A 19,003-nucleotide genomic window follows, 5' to 3' on the forward strand; every position below is an offset into this window, starting at 1 on the left:
AGGCACATTATTAAAGAAGGAGATGTTAAATTGGGTAATGACTTTGGAAATCTTCAAAAGGTTAAGGATGGGAAAAGAACCTTTGCTATAACTCCTGACATTCCTGGTGGCTTCACTACTCCAGAAACCTTAGAAAAAATAGCAAGGGTAGCTAAAAAATATGATGGTGTAATTAAACTAACTTCAGGTCAGAGAATATTAATTACTAACCTGAAAGCAGAGGATTTACCTTCTATATGGAAAGAACTAGATATGAAACCAGCAGTTCTTACACAAAATTCAGTAAAAAATGTAGAGATGTGCCCTGCTGGATTTTGTAAAAGAAGCAAATTTAATACCATTAGTACTGGAATGAAACTATATAATAAATACATGAGAATGGAAATGCCTTGTAGAACTAAAATTGGTGTCGCTGGATGTAGATCTGCTTGTGGAAGTGTCTATAGTAAGGATGTGGGAGTAATTGCGGATGTGACTGGATTTAGAGTTACCGCCGGAGGATCAGCAGGATATAATCCAAGAATTGCAGATGTAATAGCTGTAGATTTAACTGAAGTTGAAGCCCTAGAAACTGTAGATAACATCTTTGATTTTTATAAAACCAATGCTTCAATGGGTGAAAAATTGAGTGACTTTATCGATAGAATAGGCATTGATGCTTTAAGAAAAAATGTTATTACTATAAATGAAGCCAGCAAATAAATCTTTGCTGGCTTTTTATTAAAAGAATACCTTGTTCTACAACTTAAATTTATCATATATCTTGATTTTCTATCATTCTTCTAGTCATATTAGTCATATTATCTATATTCTCACCATAGGTAAAAACCCCTACACTATTTATAGTTATATTGTTATCTTTTAAATTAACAAAGCTTTCAACAACACCTATTGTATCTGCATTAGATATTCCAATAATTCTCTGTCTTACAAACAAATTATAGTAATCTTGATATACATCATTAATTGGATACGCACTGTTTATTGGTGATACTGATGACATTCCTTCATCTATAACATTGCCTTTATCATCGTAGATAAAGTTCAAATAAATTTTAGGCTTAGATGATATATCTATAATCCATTTTTTATTTAAAGTTACAGCATCTACCCTTACCTTGTAATTATTTAAATATTTCGCCTCAAACTTATACTTTTCACTAAACATGTCTGGACTAAATATTTCTTCTACTTTTCCATCTTTATACTCGTAAATAGAAGCAATCTCAAATCCTCCTGAACCACCAAAGCTGCCTCTTAACATTATCTCAGATTTACCATCACCATTAAAATCGCCTAAAAACAATTTCAAAGAATAACCACTGTAGTAAACGGGAAATATAATTTCCTTCCCATCTTGCTCTGAAATAATAGAAATCTCTAAATTATCTGCATATCCACTATCAGAACTAATATATTCTCCATGCAATGTAACTTTACCTAGTGACATTTTATCTATTACATTTCCTACCTTTGAATCTATAACAGCTTTTTCTTTCCTACTTATCATATTTCCTCACAATAAATTACTCTATAATATAATATTAAAGCATTTTATATTGGTTACATAAAACTAGATTGTAAGTAACCCTTACTCTAACTTTTTAAAATTCATCCTAGAAAAATATATAGATATCAAAAGCTTATTCCACTTCTTTTAAATACACCTTCTACTCAGATATATACCTACAATAAATGCTCCAACATCTGATAATGGTATTGCAATGAATATTGACATACCAGGTGGTATATTCATAATATTATATTTAGAAAATATTATTGGAAGTATTATTACTAAAGGTATAAATACCCCCATCTGTCTAGTCATTCCTAGTATAATGGCATTTTTTTCATTATCTGATACTTGCATGAAAGTTATTAAAGTATATACAACCCCCATAAATGGAAATCCCAAAAACATTATTCTAACTATTGGTATGGCTAAGTTTATAAAATCTAAATTAGGAGTAAATATAGATACAAACTTATCTGCAAACAATCCTACTAATATAGTTGCACTTATTGAATATATCAAGCTATATTTTATAGCCTTCATTTTTGCTTCATTCTTTCTATTTTCATCTTTACTACCTTGATAATAAGCTATTATTGATTGTATTCCTTGTGTTAAGCCTATTAGAGGTAATATTATAACCGTATGTATATTACTGCAAATTGCCCATACTCCTATATATATAATACTTGCATAGGTCATTAATCTGTTGTTTATTATAAATGCAGTTAAACTACTTAAGGCCTGCATTAAGAATTGAACAAAACCAATTTTTACCAATGATAACAATATTGATTTTACTTCATTTACACTTAATGTACTCTTCTTAATCCATAAGTTCTTTTTCATTAAAAATATAGCAGAAGATGATAAATAATATATTTCACTAATTAAAGTTGCTAATGCAATACCTCTAATACCCATATCCATTCCAAAAGTAAATATTGTATTAAATAAAACATTTATGGCTGTAGCAGAAACAACTACCATAATTTCTATCTTAGGATATCCGAAAGCTCTTATATTATTTACTAATGTATATCCTGTAGAACTAAATATATTAAATATTATAGCTATATTTAAATACTCCTTTGCTAATCTCCTAACTTGTCCATTAGCACCTAGTATATCTAATAATTTACCTTGAAAGATAAATATTATCAAAGATATAGTAAAACTAAAAATGAAACTAGAGTATAGTCCAACCTTAAATGCATTGTTTACCTTACCTTTGTTATCTTCCCCTAGCCCTTTAGCTATCACTATGCTAGTTGATACACCAAATACTAATTGAGCTGCAATTAATAATGATAGTATTGGATTTAAAATCCCCATAGCAGTCAGTGCATTCGCACTAATAGCACCTAAATGACCAGCAAAAACTGTGTCTATCATAGATGCTACTGACTCTAATAGTAATGAACATATTGAAGGTATGGCAAATATAAATATTAATTTAGATATAGATTTATTTTCAAGAACATTATTTTTATTCATATAATTATATTATCCTCTTCCGATGCATTTCCTAATTCCCCACTAAATAAGCCCATGACCATCACTCCTTTTGTAAATATAATATTTCATCTTTTGAAAATATAAATCTATCTATAATGATACCCTCAGCATAAGAACTAACTCTTCTTCCCAAAACACTTGTCCCTGTTTTATTACCTGTATACAGTATAAAAATAGTCTCATCTTTTAACTTATGATACTCTACCTTTGGTCCATAAAGACTATTAATAAAAGTAAATATAATAGCTATAAAAAAAACATATTCCTATTGGAGTACCTATATCATATAAACTCATAATAAAGTAAATTGCCATGAAATATATTGTTACCAAAGATATTATTTCAATAATTATTTGAAACTTTGGATTTGCACCTAAAAATTTAAATTCTTTCAATTTTAACTTTTTCAATTCCACATTTATGTTTTTAATAGTAGCTCCACTGCAATTGGAAGCTACTATTTTTTCTAGAATATACATAATTAAATCTTTTTAACAAAACACTGAAAATATCTTTATAACAGCTCTGAACCCTGCATTAATATTTCATCATCTACTTCAATCTTCAATGGAGTAAATATAAAATCCATATGAAGCTGAGAAGAATTTTTCCCACCAAACATATCATTCATTCCTATTGCTATGTGTGCAGTTCCTTTACATTTTTCATCTACAACAGCACAACCAATTAGTTCTTTTATATTTTCATTTAACCCTATTCCAAACTCAGCAAGAACATCATTATCTCCTGAAAATTGTTTAATAAACTCCATTAACTCTTTTGATGAACAATTTACTAACTTACCAGCTTTAAATTCAAGAAGTATATTTGAAAGCTTTTCGCCCTCTAATATAACTAGTGGGATTAATATTTCACCTTCAGCACTTTCTTCAATTGGAGCTATAAACACCTCTCCACATGGAATATCTCCAGTACCATCATCCTTATGCCATTGTCTATTTTCTAGATTAAAGGATAATACCTTATTACCTTCTGTATAAATCTTAATGCTATTTTTTCCTTTTAGTTTATTTACAAGCTCTGTACAATCCTTTTTAAGCTTTGTAAAATCTATGCTTAAAGCATTATATATTGAAGCTTTATAAACTTCATAATCAATGCCTTCACTCATAGCATTTTCCTCTGTTGGTACTCTTACTTGAATAAATAATTCTTTACCTTCAGTAAGTGAACCAAATAGCTTTCTCATATATCCACCATAGAAAGGAAACTTATCCTTTGGAAAATCCTTGTGCGGTGCAGGTGCATACATAAACATATCAATAACTACATCAGCTAGTTTGAAAATTTCAAAATACTTATCTGGAAACTCTAAGTATTCTTGTGCTACTTCTGTATAATAATCTTTTATTAATTCTCTGGATTGCTGCCATCTAATTGGAACTCCTCCAGCCTTTGCAACTTCTAAAGTAAATTTATCTAGTATAGCTAAATCACTATTTTCTCCCCAAAAATTTAGTAATACTAGAGCTCCTTTTTTAATTTCAAATCCACTAACCATATTTGGTATAACATTTATAAATTCCATACTAATAACCCCCATGTTATTATTATTTCTAATCTTTTTTATTTTCAACTAGCTTATAAATACCATTTTCTCTTGAAAGCATTTTAAAAGCTATCATCTCTCTTCTTATAGTACAAAAATCATCATTAAAATCAGCAATAATTATATTTACCTCCCTTTCAGCATATTCCTTTCCAGGCTGAAATTTTTTAAGAATTTCCTCCAGTACAATTTTTCTTTTCTTTTGCTGTACAGGAATAGATTTTAATTTTCCATATTCAAAGAAAGCTTCAATTACATTAGTTCTATACTGTTCCTCTCTTTTTGTCTGAATATCCTTTTCCGGCTCTCCTATCCCTATTAATGAATTCAGCGTTAATGAAAGCATTTCATCATTCAAATGATAAACTACATAATACTGTTCTTTAACTGAATAAACTAATTTTATTTCTTCCAACTTTTTTAAATGAAAGGATATTGTAGATGCTGCTAAATTTAATCTCTCTGATAACAACTCTACATACATAGGACTTTCCATTAAATTATTTATTATCATCAACCTGGATTTATCTGCAAGACATTTAAAAATCTTTAAACAATCCTTTTCCATACTATCACCTACTTTTTTTCATAATATTTAACGAATATTTCTTTAAGCTTATCTGCTGTCTCTAACTTTATTTGTTCTTTATAAAATTCCTCCATCATATTATACTCTTTATCCTTTTCAGCTTTTGCCTTCCAAGGTGCAGGTATTTTATCAAAGAAAGCAAGATATGCATCATATAGCTTCTTAAGTTCTTCTTCCTCTGTTAACACATTTTTACAAGAATTATTGTAGCTAACATTGAACATTTTATAGAATATTTCTCCTACATTTACTTTTATACTTTCTAAAATCGCTTCATCCACTGACTCTTCTTTTTTTAATCTACTGGAGTTTTCTTTCCACCTATCTATTAACGCAGTAATCTCCTTTAAATATTGATCTTTTAATTGTTCACATAATCTCATTTTTAAAATCCCCTTTATAAATATTGTTATTTTAATGCACATAAAAACCATGAAATTAAACATTTATTTTTTATTTTTATAACCATCTAAATAAATAATATCAACTAAATTAATTTTTGTCAATACGTTTCGATGAATATAAAAATACTTTTTAAATATAATGATTTAATACTGCTATTTCATAATCACCAAACTTTAATAATTATTAGACTGCACATCTTAATTATTGTACTATTTTTAACTTTTTTACCATAAACATAAAAAAAATATTCATAGAAATTATATTTCTATGAATATATATATCACTTTCCATATCATCTAAAATAAAGCAATTGCATTTATCCTAACCTTTTAGCTAAATCCTTTTGGCAAAAGCTTGCTTCATAAACAACCATTGTGGCTGCCACTCCTACATTTAAGGAATCCGCACCTCCGAACATTGGTATTATTACTCTTTCACATTCATGTTCATTCCAAACGTCTGAAATACCATGTATTTCATTTCCTGCAATAATAGCAATTCTTCCTTTATAATCAGCATTATAGTAGCTTTTACTAGCCTTTAAATCAGTAATAATAATTTTAAATCCATTACCTTTAAGCCACATTGTAATTTCGGTTATATCACTGTTTATAACTGGCAGCATAAAACTAGATCCCATGCTTGATTTTATTAATTTTTGATTTGTTTTTCTCACCTTACTATTACAGATAATTACTCCATCTCCACCAGCACCGTCAATTGACCTTATGATTGTTCCAATATTTCCTGGTTTCTCTAACCCATCAAGTATTACTAGTAAATTATTTTCTTTCAGCTCTATATCATCAAGCTTATGCTGTGGAAAACTACATAACATGAAAAATCCTTCTCCACCATCTCTACTACTTAATCTACTACACAAATTACTTGATATTAAATAGGAATTCTCTGCTGAGGAAACAACAAGTCGAACCATCTCAAGCATATCTTTATTTTTAATAAACTCTGGGCAAAATACGAAATTTCTTATTCTTAAATTACTTTTCATTATTTTTTCATATGCCCATAATCCCTCTATAACAAATAAATTTTCATCATCAACCTTTTTATTCTTTATTAAATTATTTATTATTCCTAGCGAAGGCTCCTTAATTCCAACAAGCCTTAAGTTAGAAAACTCTCTATACAATTGTTCAATATCTAACCCCATTTTAATTATAATTCCTTTCTTAGTACTTAAATCCCCAAAATTTATAAAATTAGTTAATTACCAAATTTTCTTCCACATGGTACGTTTACCAACCTCTTCAAATCCAATAATGCCATAAAATTCTCTAGAACCTCCGAAGCAATATTTTGCTCCATACTTTTGACTTTTTTTCATTCCTTCCATCAACGCAATGGTGGCAAGTCCCATTCTCCTGTACTCTGGAACAGTGGCTAGAGGCTCTAAATAGGCATATTCATTTTGCGTATCTTCCCACATACCAGCAAAACATGCATAATCACCATTTGGAGCTTTTATAACTGTTGTAAGTTCCTTATTAAATCGAGGAGCGCTTTGCATAAGAAGTCTACCATCTATATCATCATCTGGATTAGATCCATGATTAAAGCCTTTCCATAGACAAGCATGAATTTTCTTTAGATCATTCTCCTCTTCAAGGGATATTACAGAAAAACCCTCTGGCAATGATAATTCTGGAAAACCCTTTTCATAGGGATATATTGTAATTGCTTCAGTTTCACATAGTTCATACCCTCTTTGCAATAATAGAGTATCTAATCCTTGCTTATCTGTAGAGTATACATCTAAGCTATGTTTTCCATCTTTAACCTCTGATAATTCTCTTTCTCCATAAGTAAGCATCTCAGGATATAAAGTTTCATAACCTTCCTTTACTCCCATAAAGCATTCTCCTAAATTCATCTCATAGCACGCAATTCCAACAATATCATTATTCTCTTCCCAAAGACCAAATCTATGAGTCAACTTATGATTAAATGCTGAATGAGTATGGGCATACTCATAAAAACTTGGTAACAAATAACCATTAAAGTGCTCACTATTATAATTATCCTTTAAGAATTTATATACATTTTCAAAATCACTTAATAGCATATATCTTCTATTCTTAATTTTCATATATATTCACCTCACAAAATATAAATACTATTACTTAATAATTTTATACATATAGGATTTATCCTCATATTCATTTTAATATATTGGTGTGCTAAGATAATATATAAAGAATATTTCTATATTATTCTTTACACATAAAAAAATACCACTGATTATTACAGTGGTAGCTTTTCATATTTATTTTTTGTATATACAATTTTCTTAATACTATCAATAGAAAGAAAAAATTCTTCTGCCAAATCTAAGATTGCATATCCATTTTTATGCTTGGTGCATATCTCTTCATTTCTATTCTTTATATAATCTCGAGTGCCAGATTTTTCTCCCCATTTTTTCCGAGTTGTATTTTCAGATGGAATATATACATATTCACCTTGAATATACTTTTGAATTTCTCTTAATAAACTATCCGGTAAAATTGTTTCAGCCTTTACATATCCCATAAAGCTCAGCTCCTTAAATTTATAATCTAAATTAAAGAGACAAAGCCTGTATATGTATGACCTTTAATTATAAAGACGACTTTATTTATTACCTCTGTGCAAATTGTCGCCATATGTCATACTTACAGACTTTGCACAGAGTATTTTGAGTTGTTCGCTTTCTTTGAGTTCAAATCTCATATTATCACACCCCCAATAAGTTCTTTCTCCCTATATAATACCAAATTTTATATAAATTATCAATTAAACCAATGAAAACTTAAATTGATTTCTTTAAGTTCTGATATGATTTTAAATATCTGTTTACCTTCCAATGGCATTACACAGAAAGTGCATCATTAAATCTCTGAAAAATGAAGAGAATATTTTTTTTGAAAAAGGTTAAAATAAGCGTGTAATAAATGTTTAGTATAGATGAAAAAACAAAATAATATTAATAATGTGGAGGTATTTCAAATGAACTTAAATACTAGAGATGTAATTGTAAAAAAACTGCTTGATGCCCAAGAAAACGTACGTGATTATGAAACATATTCTAAGAAATTAGATAATAGTGAAGTTAGTAGTTTATTTAAACAGTTTGCTGAAGAATCAGGTATGCAAGCTAGCAAGCTACAAGAACTACTAGATAGCACTGAGAATAGATCGAGATAATATTTCTATCTATTGAACTAACCCTAGAAAACCTATATTGGCTTTCTAGGGTTTTTATTATAGAAATAAATATATCTTGAAAATGTAAGTAGCAGTTTAAAATATATATTTTCTCATATCTAATAATCCTTTCTCCCTTTTTAATTTTACCAATGTTAAATCTTTAGTATATTACGTCAGTATTACATTGTATTTTCCTTATTTTGTAAACTCTAAATCAATTAATCATATACTGAAATTAACCACCTATAAATAAAATCAGGAGTGAGATAATTGAAGTATTATGTAAAAAAAGTAAAGAAGTATAATAGTCATATTTGGGACAAAATAGAAGGAACTACAATTGATAAATTTCCTTGGGATAAAACTGGATACAAACCCTGTACAGTGGTAAAAATGTTCTATACTGATGATGCTTTGCATATAAGATTTTTATCACAAGATGCAGTAGTTAGAGTGAACTCTACTAAATTTAATGATAATGTTTATGAGGATAGTGCTGTGGAATTCTTCTTTAAACCTGAACCAGAAAATGATGAAAGATATTTTAATTTTGAAATGAATGCTGCTGGTGTTTTATTACTTCAACTTGATTCTAAAACACAAAATAGAGCCTACATTAATAATGTTGATTTAAGTATATTTAATATAAAAACTGATGTTACCCATAATAATTATAAATGCTTTTCTAATTCTATACCCTGGAAAGTGGAGTATGAAATACCATTTTCTTTTATAAAAACTTACTTTAGTGATTTTCAAATAAAACCTGGATACCTTATGAACGGCAACTTTTACAAAACTGGTTCTAAGACGGTTATCCCTCATTACGGTGTTTGGAGTTATATAACTAATCCAGCACCTTCATTTCATAAGCCTGAATTCTTTGGCTGTATAATTTTTGAATAAAAAAACATTATTGACATTTTGTAATATAATTGTTAATATATTCTTATAGATTAAGAAAGTGAGGTGGACAATGTGACAATTAATATTAAGTTAAAAATAATAATTTCAGATCATGTTTTGTCTACCTACGTAAGAACTTTCTAACATAAAAGTAGACTATTATTTGAGGTAATTTCTCATTGATTAAAACACTTCTGATTTTATCAGAGGTGTTTTATTTTTTCTTAATATGATTGTCATTTGCTTTTAGGATTAAATAAAACAATTTATATTATTGAAAGAGGTGTTACCTATAGATCGTTTGAAAAAAATATTATTAGAAATCGATGATTGCAATGTATCCTATTACCGTAAAGTTTACGAAGATAACGCTCATATTATCTCTCGTAAATTAGGTAGTACTCCTGACGCAAGTAGCTTTAAAAGAAAAGAGGCTTTACAGTCACTTGTTAAAGGACCTTATTATTACTATAATGACATAGAATTTAAATTTGATATTACTCATAAGCTTTTACTTGAAAAGCCAACTATAACAATTAAAATTCCTCTATCCCATTTGGGTCTTAAAGATACAAACTCACATTCACCAATTGAGAAATTAGCTATCGAAGACTATTGTCTAAGAAAACTTAGTTATTATATAAATTTGAAAAATACAGAATATTATAGTCGTACCAAGGAAGCCAAGGTCACAGGAATGCTCTATATTCTTAACCCAGGTCAAGAGATATTAAAACGAAATTGTTCATTTTTTAAAGATGATAATTATTTATGCATAATGATGCAAGCCTTATTGCCTATATATAAAGATAAGGAAAAGAAGTTAACCATTAATGGAAAGAAAGCTGCTAAAATCATGACCAGGGATTTACCACAAATACTTGATGACTTTATAGATAACTTTGATAATGCAGCCTTAAATAACTGGCTTAAAATAGCTTCAATTCAAGAGCAAATTCGTAAGTTCTTAAGCGAAAACTCTTATTGCTCTTTTGTGGCTAATGGAAGTATTTTACCTCGTTTAAAAGGAACGGAGCTTCCACAAGAAAATGCCTTGCCATTTATAAGTCCTATGGAGGATGAAGTGAAAATTAACCTTAATGATGGTAACTCAATTATAGGTATGGGAGTTAAAAAAGGCGTAACTATTATCACTGGTGGAGGATATTCTGGAAAAAGTACCTTGCTTGATTCCATATCTGTAGGAGTATATAATCATATTCCTGGAGACGGACGTGAACTTGTAATAACAGATGAAACTGCTATAAATATATCAGCAGAAGATGGTAGGTCAATCCAAAATCTAGACCTATCCCCTTTTATAAAATCTCTATCTATGGTAAATGTAAAAGCATTCTCAACTGAGCGTGCAAGTGGAAGTACATCACAAGCTGCTAACATTATAGAAGCTATTAATTATGGCTCAAAGTTATTTTTAATTGATGAAGATAGAAGTGCTACAAACTTTATGATAAAGGATTCTAGAATGAAGCAACTTATAAAAAAAGAACCTATAACTCCATTTACTGATAGGATACGCCAAATGTTCTATGAAACTGGAACCTCAACCATACTCGTTATTGGCGGTAGCAGTGAGTATCTTGAAATTGCTGATAATGTAATCCTTATGGAGGACTTTGTTGCATATAACGTAACGGAGGAAACGAAACTAATGTGCTTTACCTCTGAGCTTGCTGTTGATGAAACCTTAGAACCTGTGAATTGGTATCATAATCGTAAATTAAGTAGTAAAGGCTTTACTCCCTATCCTAATGAACAAGTATCTCAAAAGGTTGATGTCATAGAAAAAGATTGTATTCTTATAGGTGATGAAAAACTTGACTTACGTATGCTACCTGGAATAACATCACATGCTCAACTAAATGCATTAGCATATATATTGAGATTTATAGAAGTTAAGTCAACCTCAGAAACCATTCATATTGAAGAGGCTATTTCTGAAGTATATGACCAAATTGAATCTAATGGCTTAGACTCAATTTTCCCAAACATTTTGTTAACTGAACGTTGGCTTGAATTACCTAGGAAAATAGAATTAGCCGCAGCAATAAATCGTATGAGAACTGTTAAATTTTTATAATTTCAGAATACACGAACTCACCAATTTTGCGGTGGGTTCTTATTATAAAAATATAATATTATAAAAACAGCCGTGATGAGGGTTTATTCATTCACGGCTTTAGCTATAAATTTTTTTATTTGCCTAATTTTATAATCTCTTATGTTTATATTATTTACTACAGTATTCTGCTAATATTGATTGCACTTCATAAATATTGCAGCTACTGCTAAAAGTTTTTTCTATAGGCATACTCATTCCTGAAACAAATATTTTAAGTTCTGCATCTAAATCAAAATGTCCCGATGTTTCCACTTTGAAATTAGTAATTGCTCTATATGGTACTGAATGATATTCTACCTTTTTACCAGTAACTCCTTGCTTATCTATAATGATTAATCTTTTGTTTGTAAATATAATCATGTCTCTTATTAGCTTGTATGCTTTTTCTATTTCCTCATTAGATCCTAATAATTTCATATAATCCTGTCTAATTTTATTGATATCTACTTCTGATGCATTTCCTAACACACTACCGAATAATCCCATTACCATCACTCCCTTTATAAATTAATTTAATTATATCCTATTTTTATGTAACTATAAAACAACTTATTCAACCTAATTTTAAAAAGTTACATAGAAGAACATAAAAATAGTAGCCCCCACTGCAATTGGAAGCTACTATTTTTTCTTAATTTTCTAAAGATACTCTTTGATTGTTACTTTTCTACTACAGGCACATAAATATCCATTACAGTATCTTTTCTTCCATGACATCTCTCATCATAATATTCAAAATCAATCTTACTTTCATCAAATGTATATTCACTATCTTTAAACCACTCTTCAAATATATATTTCCAAGTTTGTTTTATTACATTAGCAAAGTCATTATCTTCTGAATCACTACTTGTATCTACTGGGGTCGTTGTAAATACAGCATAAGTTGCTTTCGGTACTTCTACAGTTATCATATCATCTGTGACTTTTGTAAAATCATCGACTATGACCCCAAGAAGATATATTGCATCTCCACTTTCACTATTTGATGATACACACAAACCTACTTCACCATGTTTAGGTGGATTTAAAATTTCATACATTTTACTTTCTAAATTTTCACCATCATAATTACTCCAAAATGAAGCAACATCTTTTGTATAATTTCCATTAGAAACATTAGTCTTAATACCATAGCCTGCAACTTTAAATGCTGGCCTTTTGATAATAACAGGATTCATAATATAACCTCCAATTTTTAATATTGATTTCTCCCCAAAATAACCATCCATACGTTTTAAATATTGTGTAGGACTAAAGCCATATTCTTTTTTGAATGCCTTTGAAAAACCATTATGTGTATCAAATCCATACTCTAAAGCAATATCTATTATTCTATTTCCTTTAAATAAATCTATTGCTGCTAGTGTAAGCCTTCTTTTCTTAACATAATCCATCAAAGTAATTCCTTGCTGTATACTAAATATCCTACAAAAATGAAAGGTAGAATATCCAACTTCATTAGCTATCATCTCGGGTGTTAAATCTTTCTTTATATTTTCTTCAATATACTGAATGCACTGTGATATAGCTTTACTATAATTCAAATTATCACCAACCTTTTCCCACGTGGTAATTATATTATATCAACAACATTAAAATTGTACTGTTCCTAATTTGCTAAATAAATATGACTAAACTCCTCTTATCTAACTTTTAAATTAGTAGATTGAATATGTCCTCTATTTATTATACAATCATCCTTGGACTAAAATTAATTAGGGGGATTTTAAATATGACTGAAAATGTTGAATATGAAATTTCTAATGAGAATTTATCATTAATAAATAAAATAACTACACTGCTAAAAAAGGAAGCTGTGTTAACTATTGCTTCAATACTTGCAATAATCACCTCATTTTTTGCATTACCTAAACTTGAATATATAGATTTTAAGGTACTTATACTATTATTTAATTTAATGATTGTGGTAGTAGCCTTTAAAAAACTTAAATTATTTGATGCAATAGCAACATCACTATTATCAAAATGTAGGAGTTTTAATAGTATTAGCTATACATTGGTATTAGTAACCTTTTTTTCTTCAATGGTTTTAACTAATGATGTAGCTCTTATAACCTTTGTGCCATTAACATTAATAATTGCAAATAAAGCTAAAATTGATAGCTTGAATATAATAGTTTTTCAAACAATAGCTGCTAACCTTGGTAGTGCATTAACACCAATGGGCAATCCACAAAATCTTTTTATTTACTCATTTTTTAATATTTCACCAATGGATTTCTTTAAGATAACATTGCCACTAGTAATACTTTCTTTAATGCTATTAGTGCTATTTATTATGTGTGGAGATAAGAAAAAGCTATCCTTCACCTTAGAGAATGTTGATATAGATAATGTGAGAAATGTGATCTTGTATTCAATATTGTTTTTTGTAATTCTTCTTTCAGTATTTCACTTAATAGATTATAGATTAACCTTCGTAGTTACTTTATTAACTGTATTTTTACTTGATAAGGATCTATTTAAAGAAGTTGACTACTCTCTGCTTTTAACATTTATTGCCTTCTTTATATTTATAGGAAATATCTCTTCAATGGATGTTATTAAAGATATAATGGCCAAGCTGTTATCCTCTGAAGAAAGTACATATATATCTTCAATAGTTGCTAGTCAATTTATAAGTAATGTACCTGCTACAATGCTTATTTCACCATTTACATCTTATTATAGGGAGCTTTTACTTGGTGTAAATATCGGAGGACTTGGTACACTTATAGCTTCTCTTGCAAGTGTAATATCCTATAAACTCTATGTTAAGGAAAATCCTAAGGAAGGATTTATATATGTAAAGATTTTTACACTATATAATATATTTTCACTAGCCCTCCTTGGTGTTGTAACCTATATGCTAATATAATTTTAAGCTCCTAATTTTTTTATAATATAAACATTCAATTTTTCTTAGTTTACTAAATTATTTTTACTAGTGTTATACCTTTACTATTTAACCTCATAATATTATTGTGCAAAATGGAACCTATATAAATAGACTCTTCTTTATAAGCGTCTATCACATAGGTTCCATTTTATTTAAACCACTCTTTATAAATATATATCTGAGAATTCAATATTTATGTTTTGAATTATATTGCTATGAGAAATTTTATCATTATTTTCAACACCATGTTTTGTTGTTTCAAGTATAGGTAATTCAATAATAAATTCACTACCTACATCTTCTTTACTTTTTAATGTTATAGTTCCTTTGTGTATCTCAACTAAAGACTTTACAAGAGATAACCCTATCCCACTGCCTTCTCTATTTCTTGTAAAAGACTTGTCAACTTGTTTGAATTTTTCAAAAATTAAACTCTGTTGTTCAGTAGAAATACCTATCCCATTATCTTTTACACATATAATTATACTATTTCCTTTATCATAAATATTAATATTTATAGTCCCATTTTCACGTCTAAATTTAATAGCATTAGAAATTAGATTAAGAATTACTCTCTCAATAGCATCTAAATCAAAGTCTAAATATTTTTCTTCTACGTCTGTATCAAATATCAAGGTCATACCATGTAACTCTATATAATTAGAAACAGATAAAGCAACATCTTCTACTACTGATACTATGTTATTACATGTTAGATTTAATGTTAAAAATCCATTATCTATTTTAGTAGAATCAATTATATTATTAATTAGTCTTAAAAGTCTGCAACAATTTTGCTTTACTACTTTATTATATTTTTTTGTAACTTCATCCTTAGCATTTAACTCCATTACTTTAAGTGCACTGTAAATTACATTTATTGGAGTTTTAAGTTCATGGGATAGATTAGCAAAAAACTCTGTTTTAAGCTTTTCATTTTCTCGAGCTTCATTTAACAATTTTTCAGCTTTCTCAGCTTTTTTTCTTTCTGAAATATCATAAATTACATTTAAATAAAAATTATCTTCTCTTGGTTCTAAAGGAGTACTTTTTAGTTCAGCATCTTTTATTTTTCCATCAAGTGAAATTAATTTATATTCTCCATAATTAATATTAGAAATAATACCATTTTTTTCATCCTCTAATTTTTTTATCAAATCATCTAAGTGATCTTTATGAGTTAATTCAAAAGGAGTTTTTCCTATTAATTCTTGTTTATCTTTTGCTCCAAACAATTTAATAGCCGCTGCATTTGCATATATAATTTCATAATTATGTCTAAAAATAACTGCATCTGGTAAAAACTCTAAAAGCTTTTTATAATTATTTTTACTAGCATCAAGTTTTTCGTTAATTTTTTCAACCTTAGCTTTTTCTTCATTTAATTTTAAAATAGTTTTTTCTAATTCTGTAGTCTTCAATTTAAGTTCTATATTCTTATTGTTTAAATCATTGAAAAGAGTATTTAAAGGGTTTTTTATTACATTTTCAACTAAAGCTTTGTACAAAAAGTAATAGCATATAAATTTAAGGATATGGCTCAATACATTAAAATCATTATAAATGGAGTTATTAACAATGAACATAAATCTTACTACTATTGATAATATTAAATATGCACTCATATAAAATAGTGTTGTTTTACTAAAATGCTTTTTATTTTTAACAAAAAGGATGATAGCTACTGACATACATAAAATCGCTATCCACTCACATTGAACATAAAATTTAGTATGACCTAAGCCACTAATAAAGCATATAGGAAAATAGTTTGTAAAAAAAATTATATACAATAAAACAAAAGAAATAAATATATAAAAATAAACTACTACATGTTTATTAAAAGTTTTATATAAAAAAATAAAAGATATTAATATTGATAATACTTCTACAATTCTAAATGATGCACTTAATTGTAAGGATATATTTATTAATTCTTTTCCATTATATATACTACCCATGTAAGTAACTCCATGTAGAAAATTTAAAAAAGAAACAAATCCAAATACAATACCTAAAAAGAGAAAATAGTCATTTTCTGACATGTTGTAAGAATTAATAACAACAATAACAAGACTAAAACATATAGCTGTATTTAATGTTTCAATAATACTATGATATAGCATATAATTTATTTTTCTTGTATAGAGAATAAATGGTAAGCAAAGTATAAATATAATATATTTATGAATATTGTGTTTCTTTAGTATATTTTTAAAATCGAAATTTCTTAAGAATCTTTCACAAACATCTTCCATATTTCACCTCACAAGTATATTTTTAAAATTCAGTATAATATTTTATTATTCAACAATATTTTAAAAATTCCTTCTTGCTATTTGGTTTATTATGTATAAATATGCAATATTTTTTCAGATGAGATTTGTTAAATATCCCACTTATTATATAACTTAATTATTTCTTACATAAAATCCATAATGTCTTTGCTAACTGTATTGCGATCCAACTCAATAGTAGTTATTCCTTTTTATAAAAGTTTCCTAGATTTCTTCCCTATAAGCATTTAAATTCTTATCTGAACTATACTGAAATCTAACTATATCTCGGTGATTTGCTCTAGACATATAATCACTCCATTCTTATTATTCAACATTTAAACCTAACCTTTATCATTACGGTCTCTCTCATTTCTTCAACCTTTTCCATCAGGTATATATAAACAAATTATACCATACCTTCATCCAATTTTAGCAAAACCTCCATTACTTGCGATACACTTATTTCTCATAATTCCAAATCTCATGAAAAGCTAAAAACCCACAACAATCTGTCATGGGCTTCATATTTAATTCTAATCTTATCACTTTTTTTATTCATTGTACTTGATAATTACATAAACCCTGTACACCATATCACGATCCAAGGGACTAATTGGTAACTATCTTACTTTTAGATGGAGTATCAGCATCAATTTTTCCTCGTCTAAAACTATAGTCACCTTTTCCTGTATGCAATTGCCATGTGTGCCAAAATACATATGGTATTATCATTATAGCATTTGCTAAACCCCAGTAGTATAGTACTTGTGGGTTAAACCAAGCTGATGCGTCCATTAAAGTAGGTATAACGCTTGGGAAGCAAGCCTTAAATAAAAGATAAAAAGCTAATGTATAAACACGAGAAGTAATATATAATTCAGGACGTTTCTTTATTATAGGATATAATTCTGCTGCAAAAAGGATACAACATGTACCAGCAAATCCTATTGGTGATTCTGCAAAAACAAAACAAGCATTCCAAGTTGTATAAAGAAAATTCCATGATGCAGTAGTATAACCAACTATATCACTTGGTTTTTCATCTGTAACTTTCCAAAACTTTGGTGCATAAGGAATAGTAACACACAATAAGAATCCACAAAGTGCATTAAAATAATTTCCTAAAGTAACATCCTTTATTGTAGCTTCCATAATGTTCAAAAAGAGTATTGCATAAAAAAACCATATAACCTCTTTCTTTTGAATAGCTTCCCATACCTTTCCCTTCTTTTTCTCATAATTTGCTATTCTACAAAGATTAAAAAATATAATTGGGAGTAACATACTTAGAGTCTTAGACCATCTAAACCAGCCTACTACCCCTCCACTAATTATCCATACTGGAAATGTAAACAATGCTGCAATCCAAAATATGTTTGTAAATTTCGGATGTTTCCTCATAAAGTCAATTAGAAATAATAAGAAAATTATAAATCCACCCATTGAAAGTACATACTGCCACCATGGCAAACTTACCATAAAAATTCCCCCTACCCATAATTGTTTCTTTAAATTATATCATACTATATGTATAAATTTCAATTATTTTACATGCAATAAAATAATTTACAATAAAATTCATTTGCTTATAGTACGATTAACGTAATGTGTATAACATAGACTTTTAAGATTAACATAACTTTAATATTTATACATAATATTGTATTAGTAGTAATTATATGGTATATTAAACTTAGAGCTTAGTAGTAAATTTTAGGCGAAAGGAGTGAGTTTTTTTTATGCAAAAGTTATATGAGGTGATTTTAAAATAATTGCATATAGGTTCAAAAGGATTTTTTTAAGAGTACCTGATATACTCTTTATTTGTTGTACCTTTTGAACAACTTTGATTTAACCTTTCAGCCTTAATAGTTAGCATTAAGATGCACGGTACGGGTTAGCGTGTATTTTTTATGCCCAAATATTAGGTATACCACAGTAGGTTAATCTTACCGTGGTATTTTTATATAC

General features: G+C 28.2%; 17 protein-coding genes. 5 read left to right on the forward strand and 12 right to left on the reverse strand.

Translation table 11 applies throughout. The features are described from left to right. The first annotated feature begins 30 nt into the window (after positions 1-30). On the forward strand, positions 31-702 hold the full coding sequence (locus RSD37_RS04205; RefSeq protein ID WP_346945450.1) for an NAD(P)/FAD-dependent oxidoreductase: 672 nt from the start codon (positions 31-33) through the stop codon (positions 700-702). A 52-nt stretch (positions 703-754) separates the two neighbouring features. Here RSD37_RS04205 and RSD37_RS04210 read toward each other — a convergent pair whose 3' ends face one another. The 8 genes from RSD37_RS04210 to RSD37_RS04245 form a co-directional block, all read right to left on the reverse strand. Then, positions 755-1,510 (reverse strand): hypothetical protein, encoded by a 756-nt coding sequence (locus RSD37_RS04210; RefSeq protein ID WP_346945451.1) that lies wholly within the window; start codon positions 1,508-1,510, stop codon positions 755-757. Between the two features lie 147 nt (positions 1,511-1,657). After that, positions 1,658-3,010, reverse strand: coding sequence for an MATE family efflux transporter (locus RSD37_RS04215; protein WP_346945452.1), 1,353 nt, complete (start codon positions 3,008-3,010; stop codon positions 1,658-1,660). Positions 3,011-3,545: 535 nt separating this feature from the next. Then, positions 3,546-4,580, reverse strand: a complete 1,035-nt coding sequence (locus RSD37_RS04220; RefSeq protein WP_346945453.1) for an aminopeptidase — start codon at positions 4,578-4,580, stop codon at positions 3,546-3,548. A 28-nt stretch (positions 4,581-4,608) separates the two neighbouring features. After that, the gene (locus tag RSD37_RS04225; RefSeq protein ID WP_346945454.1) at positions 4,609-5,169 is read right to left on the reverse strand and encodes a metalloregulator ArsR/SmtB family transcription factor; all 561 of its coding nucleotides are present in this window, start codon (positions 5,167-5,169) and stop codon (positions 4,609-4,611) included. 8 nt (positions 5,170-5,177) lie between these two features. Beyond that, positions 5,178-5,573, reverse strand: a complete 396-nt coding sequence (locus RSD37_RS04230) for a hypothetical protein (RefSeq protein ID WP_346945455.1) — start codon at positions 5,571-5,573, stop codon at positions 5,178-5,180. A 338-nt stretch (positions 5,574-5,911) separates the two neighbouring features. Further along, positions 5,912-6,766 (reverse strand): RNA methyltransferase, encoded by an 855-nt coding sequence (locus RSD37_RS04235; RefSeq protein ID WP_346945456.1) that lies wholly within the window; start codon positions 6,764-6,766, stop codon positions 5,912-5,914. Between the two features lie 57 nt (positions 6,767-6,823). Continuing rightward, on the reverse strand, positions 6,824-7,702 hold the full coding sequence (locus RSD37_RS04240; RefSeq protein ID WP_346945457.1) for a GNAT family N-acetyltransferase: 879 nt from the start codon (positions 7,700-7,702) through the stop codon (positions 6,824-6,826). A gap of 155 nt (positions 7,703-7,857) precedes the next feature. Continuing rightward, complete coding sequence (locus RSD37_RS04245) at positions 7,858-8,145, reverse strand: CD3324 family protein (RefSeq protein ID WP_346945458.1); 288 nt, start codon at positions 8,143-8,145, stop codon at positions 7,858-7,860. 456 nt (positions 8,146-8,601) lie between these two features. On the opposite strand from RSD37_RS04245, the gene RSD37_RS04250 reads away from it, so the two are divergent. The 3 genes from RSD37_RS04250 (at position 8,602) to RSD37_RS04260 (ending at position 11,809) form a co-directional block, all read left to right on the forward strand. Continuing rightward, on the forward strand, positions 8,602-8,799 hold the full coding sequence (locus tag RSD37_RS04250) for a hypothetical protein (RefSeq protein ID WP_346945459.1): 198 nt from the start codon (positions 8,602-8,604) through the stop codon (positions 8,797-8,799). Positions 8,800-9,072: 273 nt separating this feature from the next. Beyond that, positions 9,073-9,708: a carbohydrate-binding family 9-like protein gene (locus tag RSD37_RS04255; RefSeq protein ID WP_346945460.1), complete on the forward strand. Its 636-nt coding sequence runs from the start codon at positions 9,073-9,075 to the stop codon at positions 9,706-9,708. Positions 9,709-10,009: 301 nt separating this feature from the next. Then, positions 10,010-11,809: an ABC-ATPase domain-containing protein gene (locus RSD37_RS04260; protein ID WP_346945461.1), complete on the forward strand. Its 1,800-nt coding sequence runs from the start codon at positions 10,010-10,012 to the stop codon at positions 11,807-11,809. Between the two features lie 150 nt (positions 11,810-11,959). On the opposite strand, the gene RSD37_RS04265 is transcribed toward RSD37_RS04260, so the two are convergent. Together RSD37_RS04265 and RSD37_RS04270 are read right to left on the reverse strand one after the other, a co-directional pair. After that, the gene (locus tag RSD37_RS04265) at positions 11,960-12,337 is read right to left on the reverse strand and encodes a PH domain-containing protein (protein ID WP_346945462.1); all 378 of its coding nucleotides are present in this window, start codon (positions 12,335-12,337) and stop codon (positions 11,960-11,962) included. 173 nt (positions 12,338-12,510) lie between these two features. Beyond that, positions 12,511-13,398 carry an AraC family transcriptional regulator gene (locus RSD37_RS04270; protein ID WP_346945463.1) on the reverse strand — a complete coding sequence of 296 codons (888 nt, stop codon included), beginning with the start codon at positions 13,396-13,398 and terminating at the stop codon, positions 12,511-12,513. Between the two features lie 188 nt (positions 13,399-13,586). Here RSD37_RS04270 and RSD37_RS04275 point away from each other — a divergent pair, with 188 nt between their 5' ends. Beyond that, positions 13,587-14,732: an SLC13 family permease gene (locus RSD37_RS04275; protein ID WP_346945464.1), complete on the forward strand. Its 1,146-nt coding sequence runs from the start codon at positions 13,587-13,589 to the stop codon at positions 14,730-14,732. Positions 14,733-14,917: 185 nt separating this feature from the next. On the opposite strand, the gene RSD37_RS04280 is transcribed toward RSD37_RS04275, so the two are convergent. After that, positions 14,918-17,011, reverse strand: a complete 2,094-nt coding sequence (locus tag RSD37_RS04280; protein ID WP_346945465.1) for an MASE3 domain-containing protein — start codon at positions 17,009-17,011, stop codon at positions 14,918-14,920. A gap of 630 nt (positions 17,012-17,641) precedes the next feature. After that, complete coding sequence (locus RSD37_RS04285) at positions 17,642-18,511, reverse strand: hypothetical protein (RefSeq protein ID WP_346945466.1); 870 nt, start codon at positions 18,509-18,511, stop codon at positions 17,642-17,644. Positions 18,512-19,003 lie beyond the last annotated feature (492 nt).

This window comes from Clostridium sp. (assembly GCF_036646415.1).
Lineage (GTDB): Bacteria > Bacillota > Clostridia > Clostridiales > Clostridiaceae > Clostridium_J.

What these genes read in the sequence shown, in the direction of transcription:
- RSD37_RS04285 (WP_346945466.1), bottom strand. Translation starts at nt 18,511, where the DNA reads ATGGTAAGTTTGCCATGGTGGCAGTATGTACTTTCAATGGGTGGATTT.
- RSD37_RS04275 (WP_346945464.1), top strand. Translation starts at nt 13,587, where the DNA reads ATGACTGAAAATGTTGAATATGAAATTTCTAATGAGAATTTATCATTA.
- RSD37_RS04250 (WP_346945459.1), top strand. Translation starts at nt 8,602, where the DNA reads ATGAACTTAAATACTAGAGATGTAATTGTAAAAAAACTGCTTGATGCC.
- RSD37_RS04280 (WP_346945465.1), bottom strand. Translation starts at nt 17,011, where the DNA reads ATGGAAGATGTTTGTGAAAGATTCTTAAGAAATTTCGATTTTAAAAAT.
- RSD37_RS04220 (WP_346945453.1), bottom strand. Translation starts at nt 4,580, where the DNA reads ATGGAATTTATAAATGTTATACCAAATATGGTTAGTGGATTTGAAATT.
- RSD37_RS04240 (WP_346945457.1), bottom strand. Translation starts at nt 7,702, where the DNA reads ATGAAAATTAAGAATAGAAGATATATGCTATTAAGTGATTTTGAAAAT.
- RSD37_RS04215 (WP_346945452.1), bottom strand. Translation starts at nt 3,010, where the DNA reads ATGAATAAAAATAATGTTCTTGAAAATAAATCTATATCTAAATTAATA.
- RSD37_RS04265 (WP_346945462.1), bottom strand. Translation starts at nt 12,337, where the DNA reads ATGGGATTATTCGGTAGTGTGTTAGGAAATGCATCAGAAGTAGATATC.
- RSD37_RS04225 (WP_346945454.1), bottom strand. Translation starts at nt 5,169, where the DNA reads ATGGAAAAGGATTGTTTAAAGATTTTTAAATGTCTTGCAGATAAATCC.
- RSD37_RS04245 (WP_346945458.1), bottom strand. Translation starts at nt 8,145, where the DNA reads ATGGGATATGTAAAGGCTGAAACAATTTTACCGGATAGTTTATTAAGA.
- RSD37_RS04210 (WP_346945451.1), bottom strand. Translation starts at nt 1,510, where the DNA reads ATGATAAGTAGGAAAGAAAAAGCTGTTATAGATTCAAAGGTAGGAAAT.
- RSD37_RS04230 (WP_346945455.1), bottom strand. Translation starts at nt 5,573, where the DNA reads ATGAGATTATGTGAACAATTAAAAGATCAATATTTAAAGGAGATTACT.
- RSD37_RS04235 (WP_346945456.1), bottom strand. Translation starts at nt 6,766, where the DNA reads ATGGGGTTAGATATTGAACAATTGTATAGAGAGTTTTCTAACTTAAGG.